Genomic DNA, 14311 nt, shown 5'->3' with positions numbered 1-14311 from the left:
CAATGCAAATAAGAGCGAGGAGATGGTCACTTGCTAGCGTATACAGCCCGTCGGCTGCTGATGTTGATCCCTGTCCTTTTGGGAATGTCCATCGTCGTTTTTTCGATCATTCACGCCATCCCCGGAGATCCGGCGCTGACCATTCTCGGCGAGAAAGCAAGTCCAAAAGCAATCGCTGAACTCCGGGAAAGCCTCGGTTTGAACAACCCCTGGTACATTCAATACTTCGCCTATCTCAAAGATATTTTGACGGGAAACCTGGGCACCTCGCTGCACACGAAGGCGCCCATTTCCGCTGAAATCGTCCCATACCTGGCCGCAACCGCAGAATTGACGGCGGTCAGCATGTTTTTTGCGGTGTTTATCGGCGTGAATGCGGGCATCATTTCCGCCTGGAAACAGAATTCATGGTTTGACTATATCGCCATGCTGATCGCCCTGATCGGCGTCTCGATGCCGGTCTTTTGGCTTGGCTTGATGGAACAGTGGTATTTCGCCCAGGAGCTGAAATGGCTGCCTTCGATTGGAAGGGATAATCCGCGCGATCCGGTTGTCACCGTCACGCACTTTTATCTACTTGATTCGCTTCTCGCCGGCCGCTTTGACCAGTTTAAAGATGTGATCCAGCACCTGATCCTGCCCGGTGTTGCGCTCGGAACCATCCCGATGGCGATCATCGCCCGCATCACCCGGTCAAGCATGCTGGAGGTGATGCGGTCTGACTTCATCCGCACGGCGAGGGCCAAAGGGGTCGGGCAATTCCTTGTCGTGTACAAGCACGGCTTGAAGAATGCCTTTATTCCCGTCCTCACGGTAATCGGATTGCAGACGGGCCTGCTGCTGGGGGGCGCCGTGCTGACGGAGACGATCTTCGGCTGGCCGGGCGTCGGCAGGTACATCTACTCGGCGATCCTCAACCGCGATTACACCGTGATCCAATCCGGGATCCTCGTCATTGCAACCATCTTCGTCATGATCAATCTAGTGGTCGACTTGCTGTACGCCTACATCGATCCGCGCATTAAATACCGGTAAAGGAGGAGGATGGACATGGCCGAAGTAGAAACAACGACGGTCCCGCTAAACCGGGCAGCCGAGGAAGTATCTTCCCCGTGGCGGGACGCGTGGCGCACGCTGCGGAAAAACAGGATGGCGATGCTCGGTTTGGGAATTATCGTTTTTTTTGTGGCGGTCGCCCTGCTCGCCCCCGTTATCGCCAGGTATCCCTATGACGAAGGAGAACTGCTGAACCGCAACAAGCCGCCGTCCGCCGAACATTGGTTTGGGACCGATTACAACGGGCGGGACATGTTTTCCCGGATCGTCTACGGAGCGCGTATCTCCCTTTGGGTAGGCACATCCTCCGTGATCGGCTCGATCGTCGTCGGCTCGCTGCTCGGGCTGCTCGCCGGATTTTACGGCAGGTGGATTGACATGCTGATCTCGCGGATTTTTGACATCATGCTGGCCTTCCCCAGCATTCTTCTCGCTATCGCGATCGTTGCGATCCTGGGGCCCTCCCTGCGAAACGCCCTGCTGGCGATCGCCATCATCAATGTGCCTACGTTTGGGCGGTTGATCCGGTCCAGGGTGATGAGCTTGAAGGAAGAGGAATTTGTGATGGCAGCCAAAGCGCTCGGGATGACCGATGCCCGGATCATCTTCCATCACCTGCTGCCCAACAGCCTGGCGCCGATCATTGTAACCGGGACGCTGTGTGTGGCGACGGCCATCATCGAGGCGGCAGCCCTGGGATTTTTGGGATTGGGCGCCCAACCGCCGGAGCCGGAGTGGGGGAAAATGCTGTCAGATGCCAAAGAGTACATTCAAAAGGCGCCCTGGACGATGATTTTCCCGGGAATTTCGATCATGCTGACCGTCCTCGGGTTTAACCTGGTCGGGGACGGGCTGCGCGACGCCATCGATCCCCGCATGAAAAACTAGCCTTACTTCTCATCCGGGCAAGATCGTGATATGCTCGAAGTGAGTACGGAGAAAGACAGGTGAGTGCAAATGAGCGAACAGCGGATTCTCACGCTGCAATCATGGATGGAACAAAATGGGTTGGATGCGGCTGTCGTGACAGACCCGCGACACGTCTACTATCTTACGGGATTTTTGACAGACCCGCACGAACGGTTTTTGGGTTTGGTCATACCGGGCGAGGGAGAGCCGGTGCTGATCGTGCCGGCGCTTGAGCGCGAAGCGGCAGCGGCTGTCTCCTCCGTTCAGAAGATCATGACCCATACGGATACACAAGACCCCTATGCCGTGTTGAAACAGGCTTTGCCTGATCGGCTAAAACGGTTGGGCGTGGAAAAGAACCAACTGACTGTCAAGCGGTTTGAAGCGATTGCCGCGGCAGTCGGGGCGGATGCCTACATCGACGTTGAGGCGCCGCTGCAGGCGATGCGGCTGAAAAAAAGCCCGGATGAGGTACAGCGCATCAAGCGGGCGATTGAAGTGATCGAAGAGGTGCTGCGCCGCGGACTGCAAAAAGTAAAAGCCGGGGTAAGCGAACTGGAGATCGTCGCTGAGCTGGAGTACCAGATGAAAATGCTCGGAGCCGACGGCCCGTCGTTTATTACGACGGTGCTGGCGGGTGAAAAAGCGGCACTGCCGCACGGCAACCCGGGAGAGCGGAAAATCCGGCAGGGCGAACTGCTGCTGTTCGATTTAGGCGTGTATGTGGACGGATATGCGTCCGACATCTCCCGCACGTTTGCCGTAGGCGATGTGGATGACCGGCAAAAAGCCATCTATGACGCCGTGCTTGCCGCAAATCTGGCGGCGATTGAAGCGACCCGGCCGGGAGTGACGCTGGCCAGCCTGGATCAGGCAGCCCGCGATGTCATCACCGAACGCGGCTACGGTGAATACTTCATCCACCGCCTGGGACACGGCCTTGGCATCGATGTGCACGAGTACCCGTCTGTTCACGGGGAGAACCAGGAACTGACATCGGCAGGGATGGTCTTCACCATCGAGCCCGGCATCTACCTGCCCGGGGTGGGCGGCGTCCGCATCGAAGACGACGTTCTGGTGACAGACGAGGGAGTAGAGGTATTGACCCGTTTTCCGAAAGAGCTTACCGTGATCGGTTGACGGCAGCCGGCATTGCGGCATGCCGATTGAAGAATTGAATGACAGAGGCAGTTCCAAAATGGATTTTATTTCCATTCGGGAGCTGCCTCTTTTCCGGTTAATCGGCTGTCTCCCCAAACCTTGCAAAGACGTAAGGGAAATGTAATGAAAACCGATTTTTCTCCGTATTGGGGGATATCGGAGAAACCGATCGAGACAAAGAAGCCAATCGATACGCCCGATTACCTGAGGGGCTTTGCATTGCTCGGGATTGCCGGCCGCTTGTTCCATTTATTTGGCAGCATCATTACTTTCAGTTTGGTCCGCTGGAGTGGCTTTGGCAACGGGCAAAAGGCTGACAGGTACATCCCTCAATACAAAAAGTTGGGGGATATTTCTGCATTTCTGTAACCAAATCTCTGCCTGCCGCATCTAAAGTGTGAGGGCTTCGAAGGGAGTGAGAGGGCTGAACAGGTTGGAAGCGCGATTGGAGCAGACGAAGGAGGCAAGATTATCTGCGCTGATGCAGGAGTACGGGACCAAAGTGCTCCGGCTCGTCTACCTGCTGGTCGGAGACCGCAGCGCAGCGGAGGACATTACGCAGGATGTATTTGTCAAGGTATACCGCAGCCTGGACGGATTTCGCGGGGAATCGGCCATCCAGACCTGGCTGTATAAGATTGCTGTCAACGAGTCCAAGGGATATCTGCGTTCGTGGGCCCTTCGCCGGGTGTTTCCGGTTTCTAGAGTATTCAGGCAAAGCCAGACCACGGTGGAAGCGGAGGCGTTGGAAAAACTGGGCAGGGAAAATGTCGCCCAGTTGGTGATGAGCCTGCCTGCCGCCTATCGGGAAGTGATCCTCTTGTACTATTACGGAGGGCTGTCGATCGCCGAGGCCGCCGAAGTCCTTGGCGTGTCGGAAGGGACGGTGCGCACCCGGCTTCATCGCGCACGGCAGCAGCTGAAGCCGCTGCTCATCGAGGAGGGATTGGGATGGACGTAGACAAATCGCTGCAGCAGCTGCGTGACACGGCAGACCGTACACTGCTGCAAGACGTCGTCTTTTCTGCGGATTTGGAGAGGCAGGTGCTTGAGCGGGTGCGAAGAACCGGCGGCAGGCGGGGCTGGTTTTCCGGAGGGTGGATAGCGGCTGCCGCGATCCTCCTTTGTCTGATCGGTTGGGCCGGTTCTGGCAGCATCTCTGAGTGGCTGGGGCAGTCCGGCCGGGCAGCGGGCTCGCCATCTGAAACATGGCAGCCGTCCCGGTCCGTCACTGCCATATACGAGGGCAACCCATTCAGCTATGTCGGTGAAAAACCGGTCCGAATCATCGCCGGAGAGATGTATGAAGGGCAGGCCCAGAAAGTATTGTGGTTGTTGAACGGTAGTTTTGCATCGTCCGTACAGATCGTCGGCACCAGTGCTGCCGGAGAAAAGGTGGAACTGGGAAGTTGGCGTGTAGGGGGGCCGGTTTACGATGCTGACGGCAGCTTCCCGTCATCCATCGCGCTGCCTGACGCAGGCGTCTGGAAGCTGGAGGTGATCTCTGACGGTGTGCCGCTCGGCCACGTGTTTGTCAAAGTGAAGGGCGGGGTTAGCGACTCCTCAAAAGAGTGGCTGGAACCGCTGCTGATCCAATACCTGACACGCGACAAAGCATTTGACTGGATTGGCTCGCCGCGCTTTGCCAGCGTCGATATTTTCGGTGTGGAAGGCAATGCCGAGCGAAAAACGGTCTACGCCTGGGCTTTGGTCGAGTCGATCGGCAAAGAGGGAGATGAGTACGTCTCGAAGGCGGGTGTAAGCCTGCCGCTGGCGTTTCAAATTGAATACGGCTACCAACTGGCATCAAAGGGGAGCGATTACCGGGTAGTGAGCCACCAAGAGCCGAAAGACGGGAATTTGTACTGGTCCAGCATCGAGCAGATCTTTCCGGCCAAATACCTGGACAAAATCAGTGAGCGGCAAGGAAATGTGGAAGATCTGCACCAGCAGAATATAGAGAGGTACCGCCAAAGCGTGGAATCGGGCAAGTAAGGTGATGAAGGTATGCAGGCAGGAGTGAGAAACTCCTGCCTGTTTATTGTTTCTCTATGCAATCTGCCAGTTCCTTGAGCGAGCCGATTACCGCTTTTGGAAGCAGCGGGTCCGACAGCCCGGTTTTGGCGGAAGTGAGTTCAGCCTGTGCCTTCCTTGCACAATACTGTTTTCCGGCCTCGCAATTTGCCCGGACAACCGGGTTCATGTCTGCCAACTCCGGCGGCAGTCGCCGATCGATCAGCACGGAGCAGGTGCCAAACCGATTTGCCAGACAGACATCGTGGTCGATCCGGTCGCCGACGTGGGCGGCGATGCCCCCTTGCCTGCGCAGTGTCTCAAAGATCCGCACGTCAGGCTTGGCAAAGCCGACGCGATCAGGGGTGACGACGGCGTCAAACAGGTCTGCCAGCCCAAGCGCCTGCATCACCGGATACTGAAACTTGAAAAAGCCGTTGGTCACAGCAGCCAAAGCGTAGCCTTCCGCTTTCAGCCCAGCCAGCACGTCCAGCACGCCATCCTCCAAAAGGTAAACCTTTGGCGCGCAGGAGTGCTTAATCACCAACTGTTCGATGTCGATGGCCAGCGTAAGGCCTAGCCGCTCAAGCAGCCCGCAGAGGATGTCATCCCAGTCATAGGCCTCCACGTACATGTGCCGGGCCAGACGCCGCTCATGTTCGGCCACCATCTCGCCCCTGGCGTCGCACGCAATCGCGGAGCCGGACTTGGCCGCGACAGCCGCAGCGATTTCAGGAAATACCCATTCCTGGAAAGGATTTTGCATCAGGGTTCCATCCAGGTCAAACGTAATCCATCTCTTCACCCGTAAAATCTCCTATCCTCAAAGACTCTGGTATCATTCTACCATCATTTGACCTGAAGGATAGGAAAATTTCGAAAAATGCGCAAGGACCGCCGCCGGCAAAACCCCCGCTGGGCACGGGGGGTTCGAATCAGGGAAAAGCAGCGCTGAGCTTATACGGAGCGGCCCAACCACTGCTCGTAGAAGGAATGCTGTACAAGGTCTCCTGTGTGGTGTTCAACCAGAGAATTGTTCCAGCTCCGTCGGTAATCATGATCTCGTCAGACGCTTGACCCAGAGTACGGATCAGATCCGCTGGCGACAAGCTGGGCCGTTTTTCTTCCTTTTTCAGCACGGCAATCACCTCCTAAAAAAGGAACCACACTTTGTGATTCCCCCCTCAAACCGACCAATCTTACAGCGTTGCATGTGATGAAAAAACGCAATGTTCCACGGTTTGCCTGCAGACTGCCTTGTTATATCAGAATTTTCAGATGAATAAATTCCATTAGTCCGTGCTTGAATCCTCCTTACATGACGAAACATACGCAAGAAATGTGCCGATTGGCCCGAATATCAGGTTAAATGATGTAGCGAAATTTTCTGATTTTTATTGACATTTGAAATATTGTTTCATAAAATGAGCCTATGAATGATGATGAAAGCGGTGTTTTCGATGCTGAACGGGTGTCTTGCCAGCCTGCAGGCCATACTTGACGACTTGAAGCCATCACAGCAAAAAGTAGCGGAATACATATTGGCCCACCCCGAGGAAGTGGTCACGCTGTCGGTGCAGAGATTGGCCAAACGGAGCGGCGTGTCGGAAGCGACAGTGGTCCGGTTGGCCCAGTTGTTGAACTTTGCAGGGTACCAGGAGTTGAAGCTTCGGATTGCCGGAGATTTGACGAGAAGTGTCGCGATTGGAAGCTATCAGGAAATTATGATCGGGGGGTCAGTCGAATCGATCGTTCAGGCCGTCAGCACCAACAACATTCAGTCGGTACAGGATACGGTCAGCGTGTTGTCGGTTGAGGAAGTGAAGAAAGCGGCGGACGCGCTGGCTGCTGCCCGCAAGATCGACGTCTACGGAGTCGGCGCGTCTGCCGTGATAGCGTCCGACCTGAAGCAAAAGCTTACACGCATCAACATGTGGTGCGAGGCCCATTCCGATTTTCACGCTCAGCTCACCTCGGCCGTCAATTTGACCAAAGATGACGTCGCCTTTGGGATCTCGTATTCGGGCCAGACGGAAGATGTGATCCAGTCCCTTTCGGAAGCGAAACAGCAAGGAGCCCTGATTATTACCCTGACCAAATTCGGTCCTTCTCCAGTGGCAGACCTGGCGGATATCCGGCTCCATACCAGTTCCGTCGAAAAGAGCATTCGCAGCGGCGCCATGGCCTCCCGCATTGCCCAATTGAATGTGATCGACATTCTGTTCATCACGATCGTAAGCAAGCTGAACGAAAAAGTAATTCCGCTCTTGGAAAAGACCAGGGGAGCCGTCAGCCGCAGAAAGCGCGGCACAGAGTAGCCGCACATCCGGGCAATCGATTTGCGTGCCGTGGAAGTGATGTGACGAAAGTCCACTGGGCTCTACCTTAGCGGTTGTCCAAATGAAAAGGGGGAAGAAGAGATGAAGAAAAAACGCGTGTCCGTGTTCCTTTCCACGCTGCTGGTCGCATCGGCGCTGCTGGGTGCCTGCAGCAGCAATACCTCGTCTCCTGACACCGGCAGCCAAGGGGGAAAAGAAAATCTGGGCAGCCAGGGAAATCAGGAACAGGTCGTGCTCAGCATGCACAGCTGGCGGGTGGAGGACGGGGATGGCTACAAGAAGATCATCAAAGAGTTTGAACAGACAAACCCCGGCGTCAAAATCGAATTCAAGGCGTTTAAGTCCACAGAGTACAACACGATTTTGAACACCGCTCTGCAAGGAGACAGCGGTCCGGACATCATGCAGCTCCGCCCGTACCAGGCGGGGATGTCGCTCGCGGATTCCGGCTACCTCGAACCGCTTGACTCTGTGCCCGGCATCAACCATTTTGCGCCGGATGTGCTGAAGGCGGCGACAGCCAAGGACGGCAAGGTATACGGCGTGCCGCTGTCGCTCAACTCGACGCAAATTTACTACAACAAGAAAATGTTTGTCGATCAGGGCATCCAGGAGCCGAAAACCTGGGATGAACTGCTCCAGACGGCCAAGGCGCTTAAAGACAAAGGCGTTACGCCATTCGCTTTCGGAGCCAAGGAAGCCTGGCTGCTGTCGCTCAGCCACGGCGTCATCGCACCTGCCGAATACGGCGGCAACGAGTTCGTCGACAAAGTGCAAAAAGGCGAGGCGAACTTCCTCAGTCCGGAGTTCAAAAAGTCGATCGAACAAATGAAGGAACTGGCGCCTTACTTCCCGGATAACTTCGTCGGCCTGGATCAAAACGATACCCGGGCGCTGTTTGCCACGGAAAAGGCGGCGATGTACATCCACGGCAGCTTTGACCTCGACCCGATGCACAAGCTGAATCCGAATCTTGATGTCGACTTCTTCACGCTGCAGGGCCAAGACGGCAATCCGCTGATCACGACCTGGGTCGACGGTTCCTGGGGCGTCAATGCCAAGTCGCCTCATAAGGAAGCGGCGCTGAAGTTCATGGAATTCATGGCGACGCAAAAATTTGGCGAGATGTTTGCGAACGAGTTCAAGCGAATCAGCGCTGTCCCCGGCGTCAAGGTAGACGATCCGCTGGTCAACAAAATGGCGGAACGAACGGAGAAGAACGCGACGCCCTACCTGATTCTCGTGTATTTCGGGGAGGGGAACCCGACCACCAAGGCGGAATTGGAGAACAGCCTGCAGGGCATGTACCTGGATAAAATGACGCCGGATCAAGTGGCCGAGACCGTTCAAAAATCTGCTGAAAGCTGGTTTGCGCCGTTCAAAAAGTAAAGCAGACGAGGGGGAGTAAAACATCTGTTTTACTCCCCTCCCATTCTACAGGTGAAAGTTGGTGAACCACATGCAAAAAGCGACGGAGCGAGCCGGCAGGTCGAAGCCGAGACGGCGCTGGCTCATCCACCTGTTTCCGCTCCCCGCCCTGCTCGTCTACGCGGCGTTTGTCATCTATCCGATCTTCTCCGCGTTTACTTACAGTCTGTACGACTGGGAAGGGATCTCCCGCAAAGGGTTTGCCGGATTCCAGAATTTCGTCACGCTGTTTACGGTGGAGCCGTTTAACGAAATGTTCTGGAATGCAATCAAGCACAACCTGGTCTACTTCATCGTGGAAATGGTCGTCCAAAACGGGATCGCCTTTGGACTTGCGTACGTCATCTATCGGAAGATCAGGGGTTCCGGAGTGCTGAAGGCGGCTTATTTCCTGCCCAGGCTGCTGTCGGTCATCATCGTCGGTTTTTTGTGGAAGCTGATCCTCAATCCCAATTTCGGGGCGCTTAATGCCCTGCTGACCCACTTGGGGCTGGAAGCGTGGGCCCGGCCGTGGCTGGGGGATCCCAATACCGCACTCATGACCATTATCTTGATCAACTGTTGGTTCGGCATCGGTTTTGCCGTGCTGATCTTCCTCGCCGGATTGCAATCCATACCGGAGGAATTGGTGGAGGCGGCCCGCCTGGATGGTGCCAGCGGCTTGACGCTGCTGCGCAAGATTATCCTCCCGCTGGTGATGCCGTCTGTGACGATCATGACGATTCTCACGTTCATCCAGGCGTTTGAAGCGTTCGAACTGATTTACGCGATGGAGGGTTCACAGGGGGAACCGTTCCGTTCCACCGACACACTGGCCGTCTATTTCTACCGCCTGGCATTCGGCGGGCCAAGCGGCACAGGCTCCGTAGCGATCGGACTCGGCTCGGCTCTGTCCGTCATTTTGTTCTTCATCGTCGCCTCCGTGTCAGCCATCTCAGTGTTCCTCTTGCGCAAAAAGGAAATCCAGCATTAGAACAGGGGCGCGTTCTCCCGTTCCCAATCTGCCGTTGAAACGGAGATAAGGAGGGTCAAAAGTGAAAACGAGCGTCGGGGCGAGGTCTCTGCAGTACCTCTTCGCCTATTTGTTTGGGTTGATCGCCATCTATCCGATCTTCCTGATGATCGTCTCATCGTTTAAGACGAATGCGGAAATCCTTGCGGCTCCGCTCAGCCTGCCGGCTTCGTTCGGCTTTGAGTCGTACGTGAGCTTGTGGGAATCCGTGCCGTTTGCCGATTTTTTCTGGAACAGCGTGTTCGTCAGCGTCGTTTCCGTCCTGCTCATTTTGCTGTTCTCCGCGCTGGCAGCCTTTTACCTTGCGAGATATTCCTTCAAATGGAACGGGCTGCTCTACTTTTTCTTCCTGATCGGCTTGATGATTCCGATCAAGCTGGGGATCGTCCCGCTGTTCCTACTGATGAAACAGTTGGGGCTGTTAAACTCGCTGTGGTCACTGATCCTCATCAACACAGCGGGCGGCATTCCCATTTCCGTCTTTATCCTGACCGGTTTTTTTCGCACGTTGCCCGTACAGTTGGAAGAGGCGGCCCGAATCGACGGCTGCAACGACTTTCAGGTCTTTTGGCGGGTGCTGCTGCCATTGATCAGACCGGCCCTGGGTACGGTGATGATCATTAACTTTATTCAGGCGTGGAACGACTTCTTTTTCCCGCTGATCTTTATCCAAGAAGACGTCAAGAAGACGATCCCCGCCGGCATGCTCAGCCTGTTTGGAGAATACGAAACCGATTGGAGCATGCTGTTCGCCGGTTTGACCCTGTCGGCGCTGCCGATGATCATCGTCTTCTTGCTGGCGTCCAAACAATTTATGGAAGGACTGACGGCAGGTGCAGTCAAGTAACAGTGTGTTTATTGGAATTGACGGCGGCGGGACGAAGACGACAGCCGCCCTCTGTACGGCAAAGGGAGAGATTTTGGCTGCCGCCACTTCGGATGCATCCAACCCACTCTCCCGCCCGTGGTCGCATGTTGAACAGACGCTGCGGCAGCTGATCGAAGGGCTGCTGCTTTCGTCCGGCAGACAGAGGGAAGAGGTGGAGACGATCGTATTCGGCCTGGCGGGCGCCGATCGTGAAGAGGTGAAGGAGCTGATCGCCTCTGCTTTTGACGCAGAGTTCGAAGGCAGGCTGGTGCTGGACAACGACGCGATGACGGCACTGTACGCGGGTACCTGGGGGGAGCCGGGGGTAGTGCTGATCGTCGGCACCGGATCGATCGCATACGGTGTGTCACGGGATGAAAAACGCTGCCGCGTGGGGGGGTGGGGCTACCTTTTGGGCGACGAAGGGAGCGGGTTTTCCCTGGGCCGGGATGCCCTGATCGCCTGCTTGCGCCACTATGATGGAAGGGGCCCGAAGACCCTGCTGACAGAGCTGCTGCTTAGCCACTACGGCGTAAGCGACCCCGGCAAGCTGATTCACCTGGTATACAGTGCAGAAAATCAGCGGAAGCAAATCAGCGAGTTAAGCCGCGTGCTGCTGACAGCGGCCGAACAAGGTGACGAGGCGGCATGCAGGCTGGTCGAGCAGGCGGCGGACGCGCTGGCGGAGTTGGCTTCGACCTGCCTCGCCAAACTGGCGGAGCCGCTGCCGGTTGTCCTCGCCGGCGGGCTGCTCTCCTCGGACAACCCGCTCCAGCGGCAGGTGAAAGCGCGGCTGTCGACCATGGCCGCCGTCGTTTTGCCGTCTGTTCCGCCGGTGGCGGGTGCGCTTGTGATGGCCTTGAAGAGCCGCAGGCTGGCAGTTGACGAGGCGTGCAGAGAGCGCATCAGGTGCAGTTGGCCCAAACAAGGGAAAGGATGAAGGATATGCTGGAAAAGCTGCAGGAACTGACGACAGAGATGAAGAACGAGCTGGCGGAGGATCTGGACAACCTGTCTATACCGCAAATCGTAAAGCTGATGAATGAAGAAGATAAAAAGGTGGCCGGTGCAGTGGAAAAAGTGCTTCCAGATGTCGCGAAGGCTGCCGAGTTGATTGTGGTTTCGCTCAAGAACGGCGGCCGGCTCTTCTACTTTGGCGCCGGCACGAGCGGCCGGTTGGGCGTGCTTGACGCCGCCGAGTGTCCGCCGACCTTCGGCACGGACCCGTCGCTAGTCACTGGAGTCATCGCCGGCGGCCCGTCAGCACTGGTCAGGGCAGTCGAAGGGGCAGAAGACAACCGGAGCCTTGGTCAGGAAGACGTACGCAAATTCGGCGTGCGGGCGGGTGATGTTGTCGTGGGGATCGCTGCCAGCGGCCGGACGCCGTATGTGATCGGGGCACTGACGGAAGCGAAAGCAAGACAAGCCGCTACCATCTCGCTTTCCTGCAACAGCGGCTCGCTGATCGATCAGGATGTCGATGCCAGCATCAACGTTGTCGTCGGCCCGGAAGTGGTTGCGGGTTCGACCCGATTAAAGGCAGGCACGGCGCAAAAGATGGTGCTCAACATGCTGACGACCACCGCGATGATCAAATTGGGCAAAGTCTACGGAAACCTGATGGTGAACGTCCAGGCGACCAACGGAAAGCTGAGGGAGCGGGTCAAGCGCATCGTGATGGAAGTCACCGAGCTTGGCTATCGCGAGGCGGAGAGGCTCGCAGATGCCGCGGACGGGGATGCCCGCGTGGCCATCGTCATGCACAAGACGGGCCTTTGCAGATCGGAAGCGAGTCAGCTGTTGCTCCAGTCCGGGGGAAGCGTTCGCCAGGCGTTGGAGAGGTGGGCGAAGATGGGGTGATTGCGGGCATCCGCTATATTCATTTTGGGCGACGTGCCGTTTCTTGGAGTGTAGACGGACAGTTCAGCTTCCTTTTTGGCGTGCCACGAACGGAGCGAGCCCATTTTTTCTCGGGTCCACGGACAATGTTATCCAAACCAAAATGACACAGGGCTATGTACTGCACCACATTTGTTAGACATATCTAACATTTGGGGGTGCAGTTTTTTTTATTCTCAAGTATTATTCTATATTTTCAAAAAATTTTGTTGATTACCTCAGAGAGGTATTGTATTAATTATAGTATAGTAAAAATATTTTCATTTTAGTAATGGGGGGAACGTATGGATACAGCATTGACGAAGCGCTTTTTTTGGATGGAGGAAGACTCCAGAACGTATGCCGATCAGATTCAACAAACCATTCACGGCTTTTCCAATCGGGACTACGTCCGGGAAGTGCAGCACAGCATCCGGCGTTTTGCCGAGGAGATCAGTCAGAACAGCCTGCAGCTGTACGCCGGCACCAACGTGATGAGTCCGGCGGCAGAGGCCGCCCTGTCGGCCCGGATCGGAAGCCTGCCCAGCATGGGACATCCCGGAAACAAGTACCAGACCGGCCTCGCCCACACAGAGAAGGTCGAAGTCATCACGTATGAGCTGATCAACCGGGTCTTTGGCTCCGTTCATGGCGAATTTCGCCTGTTTTCCGGCACGCTGGCCAATGCAGCGGTGATTTTCTCGTATGTAAAGCCGGGTGAATCGATCATGGTGCTGCCGGAATGGGCAGGAGGCCATGCCAGCCATCACCAGGTTGGGGTAGCGGGACATATGCGGCTCGACATTCAAGAGATACCCTACGATGCGGCCAACATGACTGTCGATGTCACAGCGTTTGCCGCCAAGGTGAAGGAAGTGCAGCCGAAGCTGGTCATCGTCGGCGGCAGCCTGGCTCTGACCCGCTACCCCGTAAGGGAGATGAAAGAAATCTGCCAGAGACAGGGGGCGATTCTGCTGTACGACGCGGCCCACTTGTCCGGACTGATCGCCGGGAGGGAGTACCAGCTGCCGCTGGAAGAAGGGGCAGATGTCATGACCATGTCCACGTATAAAAGCCTGGGAGGGCCGCCCGGAGGACTGATTGTAACCAAAAACCCAGAGGTTGCCCGGCGAATCGACCGCGTCACCTATCCCGGATTTGTGGCCAACTACGATGCCAACCGGGTATGTTCGCTGGCGATTTCTCTGGCGGAAACCGCTGAGTTCGGCCAGGCGTACGCGAAAGAATGCATTAAAAACGCCCAGTCGCTGGCAGCCCATCTGGCGGACAACGGGCTGCCGGTTCTGCAGCCGGTCGCCGAATACACACAGACTCATCACGTGGCGATTGACGCCCGTCCGTTTGGCGGCGGCGGGAAGGTGGCGCGGGATGTGGAGCCTTCCGGGATTTTATTCAGCGGCATCGAACTGCCCGGCGAAAAAGCGGCAGGAGACATCAACGGCATCCGCATCGGGGTGCAGGAAGTCACCAGATGGGGCATGAAAGCGGACGAAATGAAGCTGATCGCGGAGTGGACGGCAGATGCCGTTTTCGGCCGCCGGCCCAAAGAAGAGATCAAGAAGGATGTCATGACGCTGCGGAAATCATTCCAGCAGGTTCACTACTGTTTTTAAGCGGGGGGATGCA

Annotated in this window: 15 protein-coding genes; 13 read left to right on the top strand and 2 right to left on the bottom strand. The window is 56.2% G+C overall.

Features of this window, described 5'->3' with window-relative positions; all coding sequences use genetic code 11:
* Positions 1–30 precede the first annotated feature (30 nt).
* The 6 genes from HGBM_RS04940 (at position 31) to HGBM_RS26600 (ending at position 5121) form a co-directional block, all read left to right on the top strand.
* Positions 31–1035 carry an ABC transporter permease gene (locus HGBM_RS04940; protein WP_019119980.1) on the top strand — a complete coding sequence of 335 codons (1005 nt, stop codon included), beginning with the start codon at positions 31–33 and terminating at the stop codon, positions 1033–1035.
* Positions 1036–1050: 15 nt separating this feature from the next.
* Positions 1051–1944, top strand: coding sequence for an ABC transporter permease (locus tag HGBM_RS04935; RefSeq protein WP_019119979.1), 894 nt, complete (start codon positions 1051–1053; stop codon positions 1942–1944).
* 69 nt (positions 1945–2013) lie between these two features.
* Positions 2014–3105, top strand: coding sequence for a M24 family metallopeptidase (locus HGBM_RS04930; RefSeq protein ID WP_019119978.1), 1092 nt, complete (start codon positions 2014–2016; stop codon positions 3103–3105).
* Between the two features lie 144 nt (positions 3106–3249).
* Positions 3250–3495 carry a hypothetical protein gene (locus HGBM_RS04925; protein WP_019119977.1) on the top strand — a complete coding sequence of 82 codons (246 nt, stop codon included), beginning with the start codon at positions 3250–3252 and terminating at the stop codon, positions 3493–3495.
* 64 nt (positions 3496–3559) lie between these two features.
* The gene (locus HGBM_RS04920) at positions 3560–4087 is read left to right on the top strand and encodes a sigma-70 family RNA polymerase sigma factor (RefSeq protein ID WP_019119976.1); all 528 of its coding nucleotides are present in this window, start codon (positions 3560–3562) and stop codon (positions 4085–4087) included.
* Positions 4078–5121, top strand: a complete 1044-nt coding sequence (locus tag HGBM_RS26600) for a hypothetical protein (protein ID WP_019119975.1) — start codon at positions 4078–4080, stop codon at positions 5119–5121. Before HGBM_RS04920 ends, HGBM_RS26600 begins: the two co-directional genes overlap by 10 nt.
* Positions 5122–5164: 43 nt before the next feature.
* On the opposite strand, the gene HGBM_RS04910 is transcribed toward HGBM_RS26600, so the two are convergent.
* Both HGBM_RS04910 and HGBM_RS04905 read right to left on the bottom strand, forming a co-directional pair.
* Positions 5165–5944, bottom strand: coding sequence for an HAD family hydrolase (locus tag HGBM_RS04910; protein WP_019119974.1), 780 nt, complete (start codon positions 5942–5944; stop codon positions 5165–5167).
* A 130-nt stretch (positions 5945–6074) separates the two neighbouring features.
* On the bottom strand, positions 6075–6278 hold the full coding sequence (locus HGBM_RS04905) for a hypothetical protein (RefSeq protein WP_019119973.1): 204 nt from the start codon (positions 6276–6278) through the stop codon (positions 6075–6077).
* 297 nt (positions 6279–6575) lie between these two features.
* Between HGBM_RS04905 and HGBM_RS04900 the strand changes: the two genes are divergently transcribed.
* The 7 genes from HGBM_RS04900 (at position 6576) to HGBM_RS04870 (ending at position 14298) form a co-directional block, all read left to right on the top strand.
* The gene (locus HGBM_RS04900; protein ID WP_019119972.1) at positions 6576–7457 is read left to right on the top strand and encodes a MurR/RpiR family transcriptional regulator; all 882 of its coding nucleotides are present in this window, start codon (positions 6576–6578) and stop codon (positions 7455–7457) included.
* A gap of 102 nt (positions 7458–7559) precedes the next feature.
* Positions 7560–8867 (top strand): ABC transporter substrate-binding protein, encoded by a 1308-nt coding sequence (locus HGBM_RS04895; RefSeq protein ID WP_019119971.1) that lies wholly within the window; start codon positions 7560–7562, stop codon positions 8865–8867.
* A 70-nt stretch (positions 8868–8937) separates the two neighbouring features.
* Positions 8938–9879, top strand: a complete 942-nt coding sequence (locus HGBM_RS04890; protein ID WP_026074217.1) for a carbohydrate ABC transporter permease — start codon at positions 8938–8940, stop codon at positions 9877–9879.
* 61 nt (positions 9880–9940) lie between these two features.
* Complete coding sequence (locus HGBM_RS04885) at positions 9941–10765, top strand: carbohydrate ABC transporter permease (RefSeq protein ID WP_019119969.1); 825 nt, start codon at positions 9941–9943, stop codon at positions 10763–10765.
* Entirely contained in the window at positions 10752–11726 is a 975-nt protein-coding gene (locus HGBM_RS04880; RefSeq protein WP_026074216.1) for an N-acetylglucosamine kinase, read from the top strand. Before HGBM_RS04885 ends, HGBM_RS04880 begins: the two co-directional genes overlap by 14 nt.
* Positions 11727–11731: 5 nt before the next feature.
* On the top strand, positions 11732–12646 hold the full coding sequence (gene murQ / locus HGBM_RS04875; RefSeq protein WP_019119967.1) for an N-acetylmuramic acid 6-phosphate etherase: 915 nt from the start codon (positions 11732–11734) through the stop codon (positions 12644–12646).
* A gap of 323 nt (positions 12647–12969) precedes the next feature.
* Positions 12970–14298, top strand: a complete 1329-nt coding sequence (locus tag HGBM_RS04870) for a serine hydroxymethyltransferase (RefSeq protein WP_019119966.1) — start codon at positions 12970–12972, stop codon at positions 14296–14298.
* The last annotated feature ends 13 nt before the right edge of the window (positions 14299–14311 follow it).

It is taken from the genome of Brevibacillus massiliensis, assembly GCF_000311785.1.
In the GTDB taxonomy this organism is placed as follows: domain Bacteria; phylum Bacillota; class Bacilli; order Brevibacillales; family Brevibacillaceae; genus Brevibacillus_C; species Brevibacillus_C massiliensis.
Note: the sequence above shows the minus strand (reverse complement) of the source record. Positions and strands in the feature narration are given on the sequence as shown.

Bases quoted from the DNA above. Each gene is read 5' to 3' on its own strand.
- HGBM_RS04890 (WP_026074217.1), top strand. From the start codon at position 8,938: ATGCAAAAAGCGACGGAGCGAGCCGGCAGGTCGAAGCCGAGACGGCGC.
- murQ (WP_019119967.1), top strand. From the start codon at position 11,732: ATGCTGGAAAAGCTGCAGGAACTGACGACAGAGATGAAGAACGAGCTG.
- HGBM_RS04930 (WP_019119978.1), top strand. From the start codon at position 2,014: ATGAGCGAACAGCGGATTCTCACGCTGCAATCATGGATGGAACAAAAT.
- HGBM_RS04870 (WP_019119966.1), top strand. From the start codon at position 12,970: ATGGATACAGCATTGACGAAGCGCTTTTTTTGGATGGAGGAAGACTCC.
- HGBM_RS04925 (WP_019119977.1), top strand. From the start codon at position 3,250: ATGAAAACCGATTTTTCTCCGTATTGGGGGATATCGGAGAAACCGATC.
- HGBM_RS26600 (WP_019119975.1), top strand. From the start codon at position 4,078: ATGGACGTAGACAAATCGCTGCAGCAGCTGCGTGACACGGCAGACCGT.
- HGBM_RS04895 (WP_019119971.1), top strand. From the start codon at position 7,560: ATGAAGAAAAAACGCGTGTCCGTGTTCCTTTCCACGCTGCTGGTCGCA.
- HGBM_RS04935 (WP_019119979.1), top strand. From the start codon at position 1,051: ATGGCCGAAGTAGAAACAACGACGGTCCCGCTAAACCGGGCAGCCGAG.
- HGBM_RS04900 (WP_019119972.1), top strand. From the start codon at position 6,576: ATGATGATGAAAGCGGTGTTTTCGATGCTGAACGGGTGTCTTGCCAGC.